The sequence below is a fragment of the Nocardia sp. NPDC051463 genome (genome assembly GCF_040681975.1).
In the GTDB taxonomy this organism is placed as follows: Bacteria; Actinomycetota; Actinomycetes; order Mycobacteriales; family Mycobacteriaceae; genus Nocardia.
Genome location: NZ_JBFBAB010000013.1, coordinates 39,405 through 54,591 on the forward strand (window position 1 = coordinate 39,405; position 15,187 = coordinate 54,591).

Genomic DNA, 15,187 nt, shown 5'->3' on the forward strand with positions numbered 1-15,187 from the left:
ATGACAACGAACTCGGCCGGCGTATCTCCCTCGGCGAACTCGCCGTGTTGGCAGAAGCTGATACAGGTCCTGACCGGCGCACACCCGACCAGTTCGGTGCGTGCGGCCTGCGCCGGGCACACCCCTCGCCGTGTGCGGCGCGGCGGCGCGAAACCGTCTCCGACTACCGCACCGTGTCGTCGGCGCGCGGCTCGATGGTGGAGGCAGGGGTCAGGTTCCAGCGTTCCAGCTGTTTACGGATTTGTTCGGCGGCGTCGATGTTGAGGGGGCCGCTGGTCCACATGGCGTAGGGGAGGTTCAGGAAGCGGCCTTCGGTGACGGCGCGGAGTTGGTTGATGCCGGGCTTGGCGCGCAGCAGCTCGACCTTTTCGGCCAAGGATTGCTTCGGGTAGTCGACGAACATGATGGCGTCGGGGTCGGCCGCGGCGAGGCGCTCCCAGGACACGCTCGTCCAGGTGTCGGTGACATCGTCGAGGATGTTGCGGGCGCCCGCTGCCTCCAGGATCGCCTGGGGCGCACCGAATTTGCCGCTGGAGAAGATGGTGTCGCCAGCGCTGTCGAATAGGAAGATATTCGGCTTGCGTTCCGGTTGCGCGGCGGTCGACAGTGCGGCGAGCCTGCGGTCGAGGTCGGCGGTGACTTCCGTGGCGCGTTCGGGGTGGCCGGTGATGGCGCCGAGGTTGGTCAGGTCGGTGCGCAGCGCGTTCCACGGCTCGGTGATGCCACGCGCGCGTTCGCCGTCGTGCCTGCGGCAGCTTTCGGTGAGTACATAGGCGGCGACCCCGTCCTTGCGCAGCGAGTCCGGGGTGAGGTTCTTGGTTTCGTCGTAGCCGTAACTCCAGCCGGCGATCATGACGTCAGGACGCTGCGCAAGCACCGTTTCCCGCGCGGGGTACTCGGGGGCAACCGATTTCAGACTGTCGACCGCGGGACCGTAGTGCTTGCGCAAGGTATCTGCGTCGCGCTGCAGGCTCGATACCGCCGCGACCCGGTCGTGGGCGCCGAGCGCGAGCACCATGGAGATCAGGTTTCCGTCATTGACGAAGAGGCGCTGCGCAGGCGCGGGAAATCGTACGTCCGCATCGCAATTGCGCAGCGACAGCGCACCGGTGGCCTCGGTCTGGTTGCTACAGGCTGCCATCGCCACGGCCAGCGCGGTCGCGGCCAGCGCTCGGGACAGACTCTTCATGAATGTGCCTCTCGCGGGGTGATCAACAGATGGGATTCGCCGGTGTCGGGATGTGGGATCCGGATCGCGTGGAGGCCGAATACGTCGTCGACGACCTCCGGCCGCAAAGCGGTCTCCGGTGGTTCGAGTGGATGCGCGCGGCCTTTGTGCAGCACCAGAATTCGGTCGCAGTACCGGTCGGCAAGTGACAGATCGTGCAGCGCCATGACGATGGTGCGGTCGAGCGTGCGAGCCAGTGCGAGCAGGTCGAGCTGATGGGTGATGTCGAGGTGGTTGGTCGGTTCGTCCAGCAGCAGCAACGGCGTGTCCTGCACCAGCGCCCTGGCCAGCAGCACCCGCTGCCGCTCCCCGCCCGAAAGCCGGTGTACGGGCCGTTGCGCGAACCCCGCCAGGTCAACGGTTGCCAACGCTGCTTCGACAGCGTGCTGCTCCTGCGCCGACCCCGCGCCCCACGGCGGTAGGTAGGGCGTGCGCCCTAGTAAAACCACCTCGCCCGCCCGCAGATCCGCGGGCGGGCGCTCATCTTGTGCGACCAGAGCGACTGCCCTGGCCCGCTGCCGTGGCGAAAGACCGTGCAGCAGCCGACCGTCCACAACGACCTGCCCACGCTTCGGTCGGTCGAGGCCGGCAAGGACATGCAGCAAGGTCGTCTTGCCGCCGCCGTTCGGGCCGACGATGCCGATCGTCTCACCGGCTCGAATGCTGAAGGTGGCGTCGGCGACGATCACTCGTCGCCCGGCGGCGCAGGTCACGCCGCGGGCCTCGAGCGCCACACCGACTTCGGGTGCCGTCGCCACCGACCCACCACCAGACCGGTCGGGTCCCACATCGATGTGGTCGTGGTGTCGGCTCGCGCCGCCGGATCTGCCGCGGTTTTCCTCGGCGTCGCCGTGTGCCGCCGAGGAGCTCGGTGTTCCTGGCGCGGCCCACGCGACATCCTCCAGTGCCTCTGACTCGTTGCGGCGTTTCATGCTTCACCGAACCGATAGCGGCGGCGGCCCAACAGGATGAGGAAAGCGGGCGCGCCGAGGAGGCCGGTCAGCACGCCGACCGGGATTTCCGTCGGTCGCACCAGGACTCGGGTGGCGGCGTCGGCGATCACGAGAAACAATGCGCCGCATAGCGCGCAGGTGGGCAGCAGGGTGCGGTGGCGGGGGCCGGCCAAGAGCCGCGCGGCATGCGGGATGACCAGGCCTACGAAACCTATTCCGCCGGACACCGCGACGAGCACCCCGACCAGGATGGCCAGCAGGACGAACAAGGCGACGCGCACCGCTTTGACGGGAACGCCGACCGATGCGGCGGTGTCGCTTCCCAGGGTGAGTGCGTCGAGCCAGCCGCTGCCGGCCAGCAGGGCCAGGCCGCAGCAGGCCACCGCACCCGAGGGCAATGCGATCTTTGTCCAGTCGGCTCCCGCCAGGCTGCCGAGCAGCCAGAACAGGACCGATTGCGCCGCAGCGGGATCCGAGCTTCGGAAGACCAGGTAGCTGCCGAGCGCTGCGAAGGCCGAGCCGAGGACGGTGCCGGTCAGCACCAGCCGCAGCGGTGTCAGTCCGCCCTGGGCGACCGCGATCAAGAACACCAGCGCCGCGGCGACGAAGGCACCGGCCAGCGCCCCGCCCGACAACGCCCACACTCCCGCGCTCGCGAACAACCCGGAGGTGATGACGGCTGCCGCGCCGACCCCCGCACCGGAGGACACACCGAGCAGATAGGGGTCGGCCAGCGGATTGCGTACCAGCGTCTGCATCGCCGCACCCGCCACGGCCAGGCCCGCGCCGACCACGGCGGCCAGCAATGTGCGCGGCACACGCAACTGCCAGATGATCGTGTCGAGGCCGAGGTCGGCAGGTGTGCGCCCGGCAACACGGTCGCGCAGGACCTCCAGCACCGACGACAGCGGTAGAGTCTCGGCGCCGAACCCGGTCGCGACCAGCATCGCGAGGATCAGCAGTGCCCCGAGTACGGGAAGGGCGATCGATGTTCGCGCACGGATCATCGACGGTGCTCCACAGGCAAATCGCGGCCTCTCCAGCGTGTGTCCAGGAGGGGGAGGTCTGACTTTCGCCGTGACGGCGATCACAGTGGCGCGACCGTTCCGGTATTGCACCGGATTCCCGCACCCGCCTGGGATAACGGCTCGGACTCTACCGGTCGGTCAGGTTTTCGGGCGCGGCAGGTGTTCCGCGTTCGCTGGCAGGCCCGCCGCAGCCGTGCCTACAGTGAAGAGATGTCGCCGTTGGAGGAACGGCACCCGTCCACCGTCACGGACTGGGACGACGAGCGACGCAAAGCCCGCCTGCGGGATACCGGCCTCGGGCACGGGTGGAAGTCGTTGCGCCGCACCCGGCTGGCGCTGTTGCGGGTCGCCGCAGTGCTGCTCGCGGGACTCGTGCTGTTGGCTCAGTACTGGGTGCACGACGTCGCGCCGGAGCAGGCCAGGCTGGCGCGCACCGAGCCTGCGATCCTGCCGGTCGCGCCCCCGGCCGACGCCGAGAACTGGGACACCGTTGTGGTCGACATGGTGGGCCTCGGCGGCCTCAATGCCGGCAATACCGCCGCGGCGCTGCCCGCGCTGAGCCGAATGGGCGTGGTGTGGGCCATCAAATACGACAACAGCGGCATCGACACCCGGGTGATCGCCGAGTTGATCATCCGCGCTGCGCAGATGTCGGGACTGAAGAACATCGTGCTGGTCGGGCACAGCATGGGCGGGGTGATCGCGCTGGAGGTCGCCAGGCACATCCACACCGACAGCGACCGCCGTCTGGTGTCGGTGATCCTCGATTGCACGCCGATGGACCTGAATGCGGTGCGCCCGGAAAGCCGTGGCCGGGGCGAGGACATGCTGCGCTGGATGGCGTGGCTGCCCGGCGCGCGGGAGAGTCGCGGGCTGCGCCTGACCGTGGAGACCTATGCGCGTCGCGACCGCTTCGTCGACCGTGGTGGCGCGGGGATGCCGGGCATCAGGGTCGCCAAACTGGGCGGGGTGGTGTCGGATGTGCTGCGCGAGAAGATCTTTTCCCGCGATGCCGCGAGCAACGGCCTCATCGAATCGCAATTCCTGGCGATCGTGGCAGGTGGCGCGCTCAACGATCTGCGCGCACTGTCGCGCCCCGCGGACGGTAAACCGCGCCCGGCCATCGTCTTCATCCGTCCGCGCAATCCCGACAACGACCGGGTGGTCGACGTCGAATACTCCCACCAGGTGCTGATCGAGCGCTCCGGCGGCGTCGAGGGCACCCTGCTGGTGGTGATGGCGCGAAACACCGGCCACGCCAACCCGATGCAGCGCCCCCGTGAGTACAACACGGTGATCGAGCAGCAGATTCTGCCGTTCGTGCAGCGTTTTCAGCAGCAGGTCCGTGCGGCGGCCAGTGCGGCCGGACCGCGCTGACGGTGCCGGGGCAGGGCTCGAATCAGCCTGAAAGTAACCGTATCCGCGCTGGATTCGTCTTGCTTCAATGCCAGCATGCACCAACCACGCACGTTCTTCACCGGCCTCCGTGGCCGCACAATCGCCGCGGTGCTCCTCGCGGCGACCGCTGCGACGCTCGGTCTGGCCGGCTGTGCGAACAGTGACAAGCCGTCGGTCACCACCGTCGCCGACCTCCCGCTGCCGACTGAGATTCCCGCGGGCACCACACTCGTTGTCGCCGACCAGCAGGAGCGGCTGCAGTCGGTGCTGCGGTTGTCCGGCGAACTGGACAAGCTGCCGTTCAAGGTCGAATTCGCCAACTTCATCGGCGGGCCGGCGATTCTCGAGGCCTTCCGTGGCGGCGCCGCCGACGTCGCAGGAGTGGGCGATGTCCCGCCGATCCATGCACTGGCGGCCGGGCAGGACGTGCCGATCGTCGCGTCGTACCAGACCAGCGCGAGCGCACTGAAGCTCGCGGTGGCGCCCGGCAAGACCGCAACCACGTTGGCCGATCTGAAGGGCAAGAAGATCGCCTACGCCGAAGGCACCGCCCAGCAGGCTGCGGTGTTGCGCGCATTGGCGAAGGCCGGTCTCGAAACCGATGATGTGCAACTGATTCGGCTGCAACTGGCCGAGTTCCTCGACGCGGTGCGTACCGGGCAGGTCGACATCGCACCGCTGATCGAGCCGAATGTCACTCGGCTGCTGCGCACACCGGGTACCTCACTGATCCCGGACTCCGAGACCGCCGGTATCTACGGCGGATTGGCCTATTTGTACGCGCGCCGTGCCGTCGTGCAGGACCCGGCGAAGGCCGCTGCCACCCGCGCTTTGGTCGGCGCCTATGTGCGGGCGCACCAGTGGGCCAATACCCATCAGGACGAGTGGGCGCGTCGGTATTACGTCGACATCCAGAAGGTCAGCGCCGACGACGCCCGACGCATCGTCGAATCGCTCGGTACTTACACCTTCCCGCACCTGGACCAAGCACTCGTCGACCGGCAGCAAGCCACCATCGATGTCATCGACGGTGCGGGTGAGCTACCGAAGAAGGTACGCGCCGCGAGCGGTTTCGACCTGCGCTTCGATGCTCCCGTCACCCAGGCCGTCACCGAGAGCGGCGCCGCGTTCGAACCGAAGGCACGGTAATGGCCACCGTGGATGCGGGTGTGCTCGGGCGGTTCGGCCGTGCCCGCCCGGTCCCGGCCCAGGTGCTCGCCCGGCGCACACCGAGTCGGCCCAGGCTCGGACCCGGTCGACCGATCCCGTTCGGCATCGCCGTCGGACCGCTGCTGCTGGTCGCCGCCTGGGTGATCGGAGCCGCCTCCGGCGCGCTGGATCCGGAGACATTGCCCGCGCCGTGGACGGTCGCCGAGACCGCGGGTGACCTGATTTCCGATGGCAGGCTGCAGTCGAACCTGCTCACCTCCGTCGAGCGTGCCGGCGTCGGTCTCGGTCTCGGTGTCGTCATCGGGGTGGTGCTCGCGTTGGTCGCGGGGCTGAGCCGGATCGGTGAAGCTTTGGTGGACGGGCCGATTCAGATCAAGCGGGCGATCCCGACGTTGGCGCTGATCCCGCTGTTCATCGTGTGGTTCGGCATCGGCGAGGAGATGAAACAGCTCGTCATCACCACCAGTGTGGCGATTCCGATCTACCTCAACACTCATGCGCAACTGCGCAGCGTCGACTCCAGGTACGTGGAACTCGCGGCGACGGTAGGGCTTTCGCGTTGGGGATTCGTCCGACGGATCGCGCTGCCCGGGTCGCTGCCCGGGTTCTTCACCGGCCTGCGGCTCGCGGTCACCATCTCCTGGCTCGCGCTCGTGGTGGTGGAGCAGGTCAATGCCACCAGTGGCATCGGCTATCTGATGACGCAGGCCCGCACCTACGGCCAGATCGACGTGATCGTTGTCGGACTGGTGATATACGGCCTGCTCGGTTTGTTCGGCGATATCACCGTGCGCGCGGTGGAACGGAGGGCACTGTCATGGCGGCAGACACTGGCCGACTGAATGTGGTGCGCACCCGCGACCTGTATCGCGGGTTCGGTGACCGGGCTGTCTTGCGCGGCATCGACCTCGATATCGCGCGCGGCGAATTCGTCGCCTTGCTCGGCCGCAGCGGTTCGGGCAAGAGCACCCTGCTGCGGGCGCTGGCCGAATTGGACTACGACGTGCCAGGATCCGGCGAGCTGACGGTGCCGACTGAACGCGCCGTGGTATTCCAGGACTCACGGCTGCTGCCATGGATCCGGTTGCTGGACAATGTGACTCTCGGTCTCTCCGGTGCCGGAGTCACCGATCGCGGGCGCACCGCGCTGGCCGAGGTCGGCCTCGCCGGTCGGGAAAGGGCGTGGCCCAAGGAGCTTTCCGGCGGTGAGCAGCAGCGGGTCGCGCTGGCGCGCTCGCTGGTCAGGCAGCCGGAACTGCTGCTGGCCGACGAACCGTTCGGTGCGCTCGACGCGCTCACCCGCATCAAAATGCACGCACTGCTGCAGGACCTGTGCGCCGAGCACAAGCCTGCGGTGTTGCTGGTTACCCACGATGTCGACGAAGCCGTGCTGCTCGCCGACCGCGTGCTGGTCCTGGACGAGGGCCGGATCGCGCTGGATCAGCACGTCGACCTGGCCCGGCCACGCCGCCACAGCGACCCCGGCTTCACTCGGCTGCGGGAATTGCTGTTGGCCGGCCTCGGCGTCGACACCACGCCACCTCACATCGACGAAGAGAAGAAAGCGTCATGAGCTCACCGCGTCAACTCAGCCTCAATGCGTTCATCTACCCCGCCGGGCATCACGAGGCGGCGTGGCGGCACCCCGACAGTCAGCCGGGTCGGATCTATGACGTCGCCTACTACCAGCAGATCGGCCGAACCGCCGAAGCCGCGAAGCTCGACGCGGTGTTCTTCGCCGATGGCCCGGCGCTGCGGACGAATGTCGAACACAACGCGGGCTCTGGGCTGGAGCCGATTACGCTGCTCACCGCCATCGCCACCGCGACAACCCATCTCGGCCTGATCGCGACCGCCTCGACCACCTACTACGAGCCCTACAACCTGGCCAGGCTGTTCTCCACCCTGGACCACATCTCCGGCGGCCGGGCCGGGTGGAACATCGTCACCACCGGAACCGATCTCGCCGCAGCGAATTTCGGCCTCGCCGAGCATCCGTCGCATGCCGAGCGCTACGCACGAGCCAGAGAGTTCGTGGATGCGGTCGTCGCACTGTGGGACAGTTGGGAAGACGACGCGATCGTGCTCGATCAGGCGGCAGGGATCTACGCCGACCCGGACAAGATCCATCCGATCGACTTTGTCGGCGAATACCTGAAGGTGCGTGGGCCGTTCAATGCGCCGCGCACGCCACAGGGGTATCCGGTGCTGGTGCAGGCGGGGGCGTCCAATGACGGTCGCGCGTTCGCGGGCAAGTACGCCGAAGCGATCTTCACCGCACATCAGCGTCTCGAGGACGCGCAGGCGTTCTATGCCGATATCAAGGCGAAGGCCGGGGAATTCGGTCGCGATGCCGACCACATCAAGATCCTGCCCGGCATCAGCCCTTTCATCGCCGACACCGAATCAGCCGCCAAGAAGCTGGAACGGGAGTTCAACGAGCTCACCGTCCCCGAGTACGGCCTGAAGCAGTTGGAGGGCATCGCGGGCAAGAGCCTGCGCCACCTCGCGCTCGATGAGCCGGTTCCCGTCGAATTGTTCAGCGACGCAGGCGATGTCACCGACAACGCCCGTAGCCGTCTGCAAGTGGTCGCCGGCATCGTGCAGCGTGAACGCCCGACCGTTCGCGGCCTGCTGCACCGCCTCGCGGGCGCCCGCGGGCATCGCGTGTTCGCCGGCACGCCGGAGCAGGTGGCCGACACCATCGAGGAATGGTTCCGCAACGGCGCCGCCGACGGCTTCAATGTCATGCCGCCCTATTACCCCGGCGGTCTGGAGGTCTTCGCGGAAACAGTGGTCCCGATCCTGCAGCAGCGTGGTCTCTTCCGTACCGAATACACCGGCACCACGCTCCGCGACCACTTCGGCCTGCCCCGTCCCGACAGCCAATTCGCCCGCCGCCCGGCCTTGGCCCCGTGAGCGGTCGCGGAGAACTCGACGGTTCCCGCCCGGCGCACCCCGGATCAGGCGCGCGGCTGGGGTGATTCTCCGCCTCGTCGGCAGTGGAACTCGCCTGCGTGGCAGTCTTGTCGCCCTCGACTCCGGCGCACGGCCTGATCATGGCCGTCGGTGCCGATGTCGCCCGAGGGTAATGCGCCGATTCCGGGTTTCGGCCGCGGCACCAGGTGCGGTTCGCGGTCAGCGGACGCGGGTGCCGAGGAGGTGCCGGACGCCGCCGACGAACAGTTGCAGGCCGAAGTCGAAACGGGCGGTGGCGTCGGGGGTTTCGTCGAGGGGGGAGGCGTTGTCGGGGAGGGCGCCGACCGAGTCCATTTGCATTCTGGACTGTTCGTCGACTGTTTGGCCGAGGACGTAGTACAGCAGGGTGTAGGCCGCCAGTTCGGCTTCGTGGCGCGGCATCCCGGCTCGGATTGCCGCACTCACCAGGCGCTCCCGGCCTTTGTTCGTGGTGAGGCGGGAGGCGTAGGTGGCCGAGACCAGTTCGGCGCCGTCGCGGTAGGCCAGCAGGCAGTTGCGCAGCCGATGCGCCAATTCGGTGATCTGGCCGGACCATTCGATCGCGTCGATCGGCTCGTCCATCGGCGCGAGGATCTTGTCGGCGACCGCGCCGAGCAATGCCTGCTTATTGGGGAAATGCCAGTACAGGGCCCCGGGCTGCACCTGTAGTGAGCCCGCGAGTCTGCGCATGGTCAGATCGGCGAGACCGTATTGGTCGAGAATGGCGACAGCGCCGTCGACCACGTCCGCCCTGTGCAGTTGCACCCGGATTCCTTCCCCGTCGTATTTTGACTCACTCTTACCATTACCCTAGCCTGAACACCGTTCAAGTTGCACGGCCACCTGGGGTGAGCCCAGCGGATCGGCCGTGTACTGCACCGGACGAAGGGATTCGTGCAGTGACCCAGGCACCCGTTCAGACCGACATCTTGGCCATTGCCCGCGAGCAGGTGCTCGAGCGTGGCGTCGGCCTGACCCAGGAGCAGACCCTAGAGGTGCTGCGGCTCGACGACGATCGGCTCGAAGACCTCTTGGCCCTCGCGCACGAGGTGCGCATGAAGTGGTGCGGCCCCGAGGTCGAGGTCGAGGGCATCATCAGCCTCAAGACCGGCGGCTGCCCGGAAGACTGCCACTTCTGTTCCCAGTCCGGTCTGTTCCAGTCACCGGTGCGCGCCGCCTGGCTCGATATCCCCAGCCTCGTCGAGGCGGCCAAGCAGACCGCCAAATCCGGCGCCACCGAGTTCTGCATCGTCGCCGCGGTCCGTGGCCCGGACGAGCGGCTGATGGCGCAGGTCGCCGCGGGCGTCGAGGCCATTCGCAACGAGGTCGATATCCAGGTCGCCTGCTCGCTGGGCATGCTCACCCAGGAGCAGGTCGATCAGCTGGCCGCCATGGGCGTGCACCGCTACAACCACAACCTGGAGACCTCCCGTTCGCACTTCCCGAACGTGGTCACCACACACAGCTGGGAAGAGCGCTGGGACACCCTGCGCATGGTGCGCGAAGCGGGCATGGAGGTGTGCTGCGGCGGCATCCTCGGTATGGGCGAAAGCCTGGAGCAGCGTGCCGAATTCGCCGCCGATCTCGCGAAGCTCGATCCCGACGAGGTCCCGTTGAACTTCCTCAACCCGCGCCCCGGTACCCCCTTCGGTGACCTGGAAGTGCTGTCCGCCGCCGACGCGCTGCGCGCTGTCGCCGCGTTCCGACTCGCGTTGCCACGCACCATGCTTCGCTTCGCGGGCGGCCGCGAGATCACCCTCGGCGACCTCGGTGCCAAGCAGGGCATCCTCGGCGGCATCAACGCTGTCATCGTCGGCAACTACCTGACCACCCTCGGACGGCCCGCCGAAGCGGACCTGGATCTGCTCGGCGAGTTGAAGATGCCCATCAAAGCGCTCAACGAAACGCTCTGACAGTACTGTCATGGATATGGACGAGCGCTACAACCCGTTCACCGGCAAGCGGATCGTGCCGGGTCTGGATGACCCGGTGCCGACCGCTGCCGCGCTGGGGCTGGAACCGCCGCGCTTCTGTACAGAGTGCGGTCGCCGGATGGTCGTGCAGGTAAGCCCGGACGGTTGGTGGGCGAAGTGCTCACGACACGGCGTGCTCGACTCGGCGAGTCTGGAACGCCGCTAGTGGTGGCGGGTGCGGCGGGGATCCGGCGTGAGGTGCGCGCGGCGGTCATCATCGGTTTCGCGGTGTTGCTGCTCAGCGTGCTCGGCGGTGCCGTGTGGGGCTGGCTGGCGCCGACCGAGCAACTGCTGGTGGTGCAGCCGGGCCGTGGCTCCGCACTGACCGGGGAAAGCGTGCATCAGTTCGATGCACTGGCAATGTTCGTGTGCATCGGCGCGGTGACCGGCGTGCTGTCCGCGGTGGGTGCGTGGCGGTGGCGCGCGGTGCGCGGGCCGATCGTGCAACTCGGGCTGCTGGCCGGGTCGCTCGCCGGTGCGTTCGCGATGTCCTGGGTCGGCGAGCAGCTCACCGGATGGGAGCATCCGCGTCCGCACGATCCGCCCGTCGGGCAGATCGTGGTGCTGCCTACCGAGGTGAGCAGCTGGCTGGCATTGATCGTGCAGCCGCTGCTGGCGTCACTGGTGGTGCTGTTCGTTGCCGCGCTCTACCCGTCGGACGATCTCGGCACCGGATTCAGCGGCCCATTCGGGGAGACCAGGCCGGTCGATGACCAACCCTTCTCCGGGACAAGCGCTTACCGGTCGTATGTCGCCCAGCAGACGGGCAACGGTTCCGTCCCCGACGGTGGGTACGGGCAGGCCCGCGAGCCCGGAAGCGGTTCGATGCCGGAGTCTCGTCCCACCTACTGACACGGTGGCCGAACTGTTGCCCGCGGGTCGGTCCAGAAGCGCCACGACAACCTAGAATTGGTGGGACACGCTCTGCGTTCAGAGAGGAACGGGTCGTGGTGTTCGTCGGTAACGGGCCAGTCGTCGAGGAGCTCGACGCGAAGTTCTGGCGGGTGGCCGCGCCGCTGGTTTATCACGGTGCGGACGAGGAATTCGTTATCCCCGAAGGCTTCCGCACCGATTTCGCGTCGGTGCCGCGGGCGTTCGTCTGGTTGATCCCCCGCTACGGCGTCTACACCAGAGCCGCGATTCTGCACGACTATCTGCGTAGCTCCGGCGTGGTGGGCGTGGCCGACGCGGACGGCATCTTCCGGCGCGCGCTGCGCGAGGCGGGCGTATCGGTGCCGCGTCGCTGGATGATGTGGGCCGCAGTACGTCTGGGCAGCCGCCTGCGTGGCGCAGGTCCGCTCGACATTGCCCGCTTCGTGCTGATCGCCGCGCTGGCGGTCCCGTTCCTCGCCATTCCGGCGACCGTCGTGCAACTGTTTCTCATGGTGTTCTGGCTCGTGGAGCTGCTGTTCTGGGGTGTGGCCACCATCGGACGCCGCGCGCCTGCGCCGCCACCACCGACGCCGCAGATGAAGACGGCCTGATCTGCCGGTCGGCGAGAATTGGCCGAGTCTTCCGGTGCGGAAACGATCTCCATCTCTGCCGGCTGTGTGTTCACCCCATCCGATAATGGAGTCTTTCATCGGCGGGCAGCTTCCTATGCCCGATGCAGGTCGGGGCACTCGCTCCGACGCCTCGCCCCCGCTGGTCCGGCAGTCTGTGTGTCCGACATCGATATCGAGCAGAGCCGAAGCTCGGTCCGCTCCGAATACACCTAGGGTGCCACGGTTTCCGAACGCGGCCCTGGCACGGCGGATGGACCGCTTCCGGGAACGCAGGGGGTTCTTCGGGATCGGCGATATCCGCTGCCGCGGCGCCGGCCGATAGGGGCATCGGCCGGCGCCGCCATTGCTCGACGGCCGATCGAGTGAGCACCTGCACCGGGACGGCGGGTGCGGAAGACGGCTGCGACCCGCGCACGATCGCGGCTGAGTCGCACCCGAGTACCGGTGGGTGCCCGCACGGCCCGCGGTGCGAATAAGTCGATGCTCGAAGGTGTTGCACCGGCGGATAAATGAGTGGAGTGCCGACTGCTGCCGCCGCTACCGTGGATCGGCAGTCGTTTCGACGGTGGGAAGGAGGTGTTGGCAATGAACGAACGCAACCAGGCGCTGGTGTTGGCGGGGATGTACCCCGAGCCCGGTGGGGAGCGGCCGGATTTGGTGGCGTGGCGACGGCGCGCTGCGCTGCGCCGGTCCAGTGCTGCGCAACCTGTTCCCAGCAAGCGGCGGTATCGCCGGACGCGCAAACATAAGAATCAGTCACAGGATTCGTGACGTGCGGCGTGTTCGGTCGGACGGTCCGCCAGCGCGTCGCCGTCAGCCGGCTGATGGCTCACCGGTGTCGGCTGAGGGTCGTCGGGTGACCGTCGACGGCCGCCGCTGACGCTGACGGGAGAGGTCGCGCCATCGGGTGCGGCGCTTTCGGGGAACGCGGCCCCGCTCACTGTTCGACGCCACTGGACAGTCCGCCCTGTCGGGCCCAAACTCGAATGATAAGTAGTGTCGCCGGTGGGGTGCAGAATGCGTGATGACTGGTGCCCGAGTGTGGCCGAACGGGTCGATCAGCTGTTCGCGACGTTTCACGCGCGGACGGAACCGGAACGGTCCGGCGACGAAGTGGCTCGAGAGCTGACGCGGCGGGTGGGCTTCCCGGTATCGGCCGGTGTGTTGAAGGCGTTGCGGCGCGGGGTTTCCGATGGTGATCCGGCGGTCTTGGTCGCGTTGGCCGACTATTTCGGTGTCCCCGGACACTATCTCACGGATTCCGGTCCAGAGGTCGTGGTGCTGCATCGGAATTTGGAGCTACTACGCAGCATCCGTGCGGCCGGCGTCACTCGGTTGGCATTGCGTGGTGGCGGTGCCCTGCGCGCGGACGCCGACCTGGCCGCGCTGGTGCGGGCGCTGGATGCTTTGTGAGTCCCGAACCGCGGAGGGATCCGATCATCGAGCAGCTGTGGCGGATGGCGGAATTGCTTGCCGTGCCACGGCCGTGGACCCTGGCGGTATTCATAGAGCGGGCCGAAGCTATGACAGGCAAGCGAATTCGGCTATTGCCGGTGGCGGGTCTGCGTACCGAGGCAGCACCGTGCGGGCTGGTATTGGAACGTGCGGCCGAGATCGTCATCGCCTGCGACGCAGCGGCTTCGGATGCGGATGTCGGCCATATCGTTCGGCACGAGGTGGGACATCTGCTGTTGAACCAGATCGGTGGCGCACCGGATCGATCGATGGACGAAGCCGTCGAGACCCTCTTTCCCGGATTCGATCGGGATGAGGTGCTGCACGTTCTCGGACCACAGGGTCGCGGCGAAACCGTCCGACGATGCACCGCACCGCCACGCTGATTGCCGCACGGTAGCCGGGCGATCATTCGTCCTCGGTGCTAGGTGCCCGACATGGTGCGCCGAGACTGCTGCGCACGGGGTTGCCCGCCGGCCTTCGCGGCGGAGTCGGTGCGCCGTTTTCTCCGGAGATCATGATCGGTGTCGAGGGGCAACCACCAGGACCCCGCTGTGCCGCTTCTTGTCCGGTCCGGACAACTGCGCCGTGGCGGTGCTCTCTTCGTCGGCCCGTCTGCCTCTGCGGTAGTGGCCGCGAATCGCGGTCCGACATCCGGTCTGCCGGGTATCGGACGCCTAGGAAGCAGCGGCGTGGTGGGTGGCGGTGCCGGCCACCTGGCCGACCACACTCAGCCGTCAGGTCGGCGGGCGCAACGCCGCGAATTCGTCGGTGACGCGGAGGCCGGAGTCGGTGAAGCGGTACACCGCGGCGGGCCGGCCGCCTGCGCGGCCGGGGGCTGCGGTGGCACCGGTGGGGGTGATGACCTTGCGCCGGGTGAGGACTCGTTGCAGGTTGGTGGTGTCGACGTCGTATCCGAGTGCGGCGCAATAGATTTCGCGCAGGGTGGACATGGTGAAACGGTCGGGAGCCAGGGCGAAGGCGATGTTGGTGTAGGAGAGCTTCGCGGCCAGTCGGGTGCGAGCGTGGTCGACGACCGTGCCGTGGTCGAAGGACATATCGGGCAGGGCGGAGACCGGATGCCACGCGGTGTCGGAAGGCAGCCGCGGATCCGCGGTCAGTGGGACGAGTCCGAGGTAGGCCGAGGCGATGCGGCGCGGGTGGGGTACCCGGTCGGGCTTGCTGAAGACCGATAACTGCTCCAAGTGGGTCAGCTCGCGCACGTCGACCTTTTCGGCGAGCTGTCGCCTGGCCGAGTCGTCGAGGTCTTCGTCGTCGCCCAGTCGGCCGCCCGGTAGCGACCAAGTGCCCTTCTGTGGGTCGAGTGCGCGCTGCCACAGCAGCACGGCGAGTTCGGTTCGCTGGTCGGGTGGGCAGCGTCGGATGACCTCGCCAGAGCGCTCTGCGGGGCCTGGACCTGCGGTGATATCGGAGGGGAAGCGCCGGACCTGGAACACCGCGGTGAGCGATTCGTGGATGGTGTTACTATGGGGCACGTTTTCGATTATAAGTCGAAAAC

At 67.6% G+C, this 15,187-nt stretch carries 17 protein-coding genes and 1 riboswitch; of the genes, 12 read left to right on the top strand and 5 right to left on the bottom strand.

Translation table 11 applies throughout. The features are described 5' to 3' along the window. Positions 1–163: 163 nt before the first annotated feature. From AB0M74_RS18530 to AB0M74_RS18540, 3 genes are read right to left on the bottom strand one after another with little or no spacing between them, the layout of a single operon-like run. A complete protein-coding gene (locus AB0M74_RS18530) occupies positions 164–1,189 on the bottom strand; it encodes an ABC transporter substrate-binding protein (protein ID WP_366527478.1) in 1,026 nt (341 codons plus the stop codon). Next, positions 1,186–2,160 (bottom strand): ABC transporter ATP-binding protein, encoded by a 975-nt coding sequence (locus AB0M74_RS18535; RefSeq protein WP_366527479.1) that lies wholly within the window; start codon positions 2,158–2,160, stop codon positions 1,186–1,188. The genes AB0M74_RS18530 and AB0M74_RS18535 overlap by 4 nt, the downstream gene beginning before the upstream one ends. Further along, positions 2,157–3,188 (bottom strand): iron ABC transporter permease, encoded by a 1,032-nt coding sequence (locus AB0M74_RS18540; protein ID WP_366527480.1) that lies wholly within the window; start codon positions 3,186–3,188, stop codon positions 2,157–2,159. The genes AB0M74_RS18535 and AB0M74_RS18540 overlap by 4 nt, the downstream gene beginning before the upstream one ends. A gap of 34 nt (positions 3,189–3,222) precedes the next feature. Beyond that, positions 3,223–3,356, bottom strand: a riboswitch (cobalamin riboswitch). A 63-nt stretch (positions 3,357–3,419) separates the two neighbouring features. Here AB0M74_RS18540 and AB0M74_RS18545 point away from each other — a divergent pair. From AB0M74_RS18545 to AB0M74_RS18565, 5 genes are all read left to right on the top strand, one after another. Then, the gene (locus AB0M74_RS18545; RefSeq protein ID WP_366527481.1) at positions 3,420–4,586 is read left to right on the top strand and encodes an alpha/beta hydrolase; all 1,167 of its coding nucleotides are present in this window, start codon (positions 3,420–3,422) and stop codon (positions 4,584–4,586) included. A 75-nt stretch (positions 4,587–4,661) separates the two neighbouring features. Next, entirely contained in the window at positions 4,662–5,756 is a 1,095-nt protein-coding gene (locus tag AB0M74_RS18550) for an ABC transporter substrate-binding protein (protein ID WP_366527482.1), read from the top strand. After that, on the top strand, positions 5,756–6,619 hold the full coding sequence (locus AB0M74_RS18555) for an ABC transporter permease (RefSeq protein WP_366527483.1): 864 nt from the start codon (positions 5,756–5,758) through the stop codon (positions 6,617–6,619). The genes AB0M74_RS18550 and AB0M74_RS18555 overlap by 1 nt, the downstream gene beginning before the upstream one ends. Continuing rightward, entirely contained in the window at positions 6,595–7,350 is a 756-nt protein-coding gene (locus tag AB0M74_RS18560; RefSeq protein WP_366527484.1) for an ABC transporter ATP-binding protein, read from the top strand. Before AB0M74_RS18555 ends, AB0M74_RS18560 begins: the two co-directional genes overlap by 25 nt. Next, a complete protein-coding gene (locus AB0M74_RS18565) occupies positions 7,347–8,696 on the top strand; it encodes an LLM class flavin-dependent oxidoreductase (protein ID WP_366527485.1) in 1,350 nt (449 codons plus the stop codon). Before AB0M74_RS18560 ends, AB0M74_RS18565 begins: the two co-directional genes overlap by 4 nt. 219 nt (positions 8,697–8,915) lie before the next feature. Here AB0M74_RS18565 and AB0M74_RS18570 read toward each other — a convergent pair whose 3' ends face one another. Continuing rightward, a complete protein-coding gene (locus AB0M74_RS18570) occupies positions 8,916–9,500 on the bottom strand; it encodes a TetR/AcrR family transcriptional regulator C-terminal domain-containing protein (RefSeq protein ID WP_366527486.1) in 585 nt (194 codons plus the stop codon). A gap of 134 nt (positions 9,501–9,634) precedes the next feature. Here AB0M74_RS18570 and bioB point away from each other — a divergent pair, with 134 nt between their 5' ends. The 7 genes from bioB to AB0M74_RS18605 all read left to right on the top strand — a co-directional run bounded on the left by bioB (position 9,635) and on the right by AB0M74_RS18605 (position 14,054). Then, complete coding sequence (gene bioB, locus AB0M74_RS18575; protein ID WP_366527487.1) at positions 9,635–10,648, top strand: biotin synthase BioB; 1,014 nt, start codon at positions 9,635–9,637, stop codon at positions 10,646–10,648. Between the two features lie 10 nt (positions 10,649–10,658). After that, positions 10,659–10,874: a hypothetical protein gene (locus tag AB0M74_RS18580; RefSeq protein WP_366527488.1), complete on the top strand. Its 216-nt coding sequence runs from the start codon at positions 10,659–10,661 to the stop codon at positions 10,872–10,874. Further along, on the top strand, positions 10,874–11,560 hold the full coding sequence (locus AB0M74_RS18585) for a DUF2567 domain-containing protein (protein ID WP_366527489.1): 687 nt from the start codon (positions 10,874–10,876) through the stop codon (positions 11,558–11,560). Before AB0M74_RS18580 ends, AB0M74_RS18585 begins: the two co-directional genes overlap by 1 nt. A gap of 95 nt (positions 11,561–11,655) precedes the next feature. Beyond that, entirely contained in the window at positions 11,656–12,192 is a 537-nt protein-coding gene (locus tag AB0M74_RS18590; RefSeq protein WP_366527490.1) for a DUF1353 domain-containing protein, read from the top strand. Positions 12,193–12,798: 606 nt separating this feature from the next. Then, positions 12,799–12,984 carry a hypothetical protein gene (locus AB0M74_RS18595; protein WP_366527491.1) on the top strand — a complete coding sequence of 62 codons (186 nt, stop codon included), beginning with the start codon at positions 12,799–12,801 and terminating at the stop codon, positions 12,982–12,984. A gap of 246 nt (positions 12,985–13,230) precedes the next feature. Next, positions 13,231–13,626: a hypothetical protein gene (locus tag AB0M74_RS18600; RefSeq protein WP_366527492.1), complete on the top strand. Its 396-nt coding sequence runs from the start codon at positions 13,231–13,233 to the stop codon at positions 13,624–13,626. Next, positions 13,623–14,054 (top strand): hypothetical protein, encoded by a 432-nt coding sequence (locus AB0M74_RS18605; protein ID WP_366527493.1) that lies wholly within the window; start codon positions 13,623–13,625, stop codon positions 14,052–14,054. The genes AB0M74_RS18600 and AB0M74_RS18605 overlap by 4 nt, the downstream gene beginning before the upstream one ends. A 351-nt stretch (positions 14,055–14,405) precedes the next feature. Here the strand turns inward: AB0M74_RS18605 and AB0M74_RS18610 are convergent, their stop codons facing one another. Next, positions 14,406–15,164 carry an NUDIX domain-containing protein gene (locus AB0M74_RS18610; protein ID WP_366527494.1) on the bottom strand — a complete coding sequence of 253 codons (759 nt, stop codon included), beginning with the start codon at positions 15,162–15,164 and terminating at the stop codon, positions 14,406–14,408. Between the last annotated feature and the right edge of the window lie 23 nt (positions 15,165–15,187).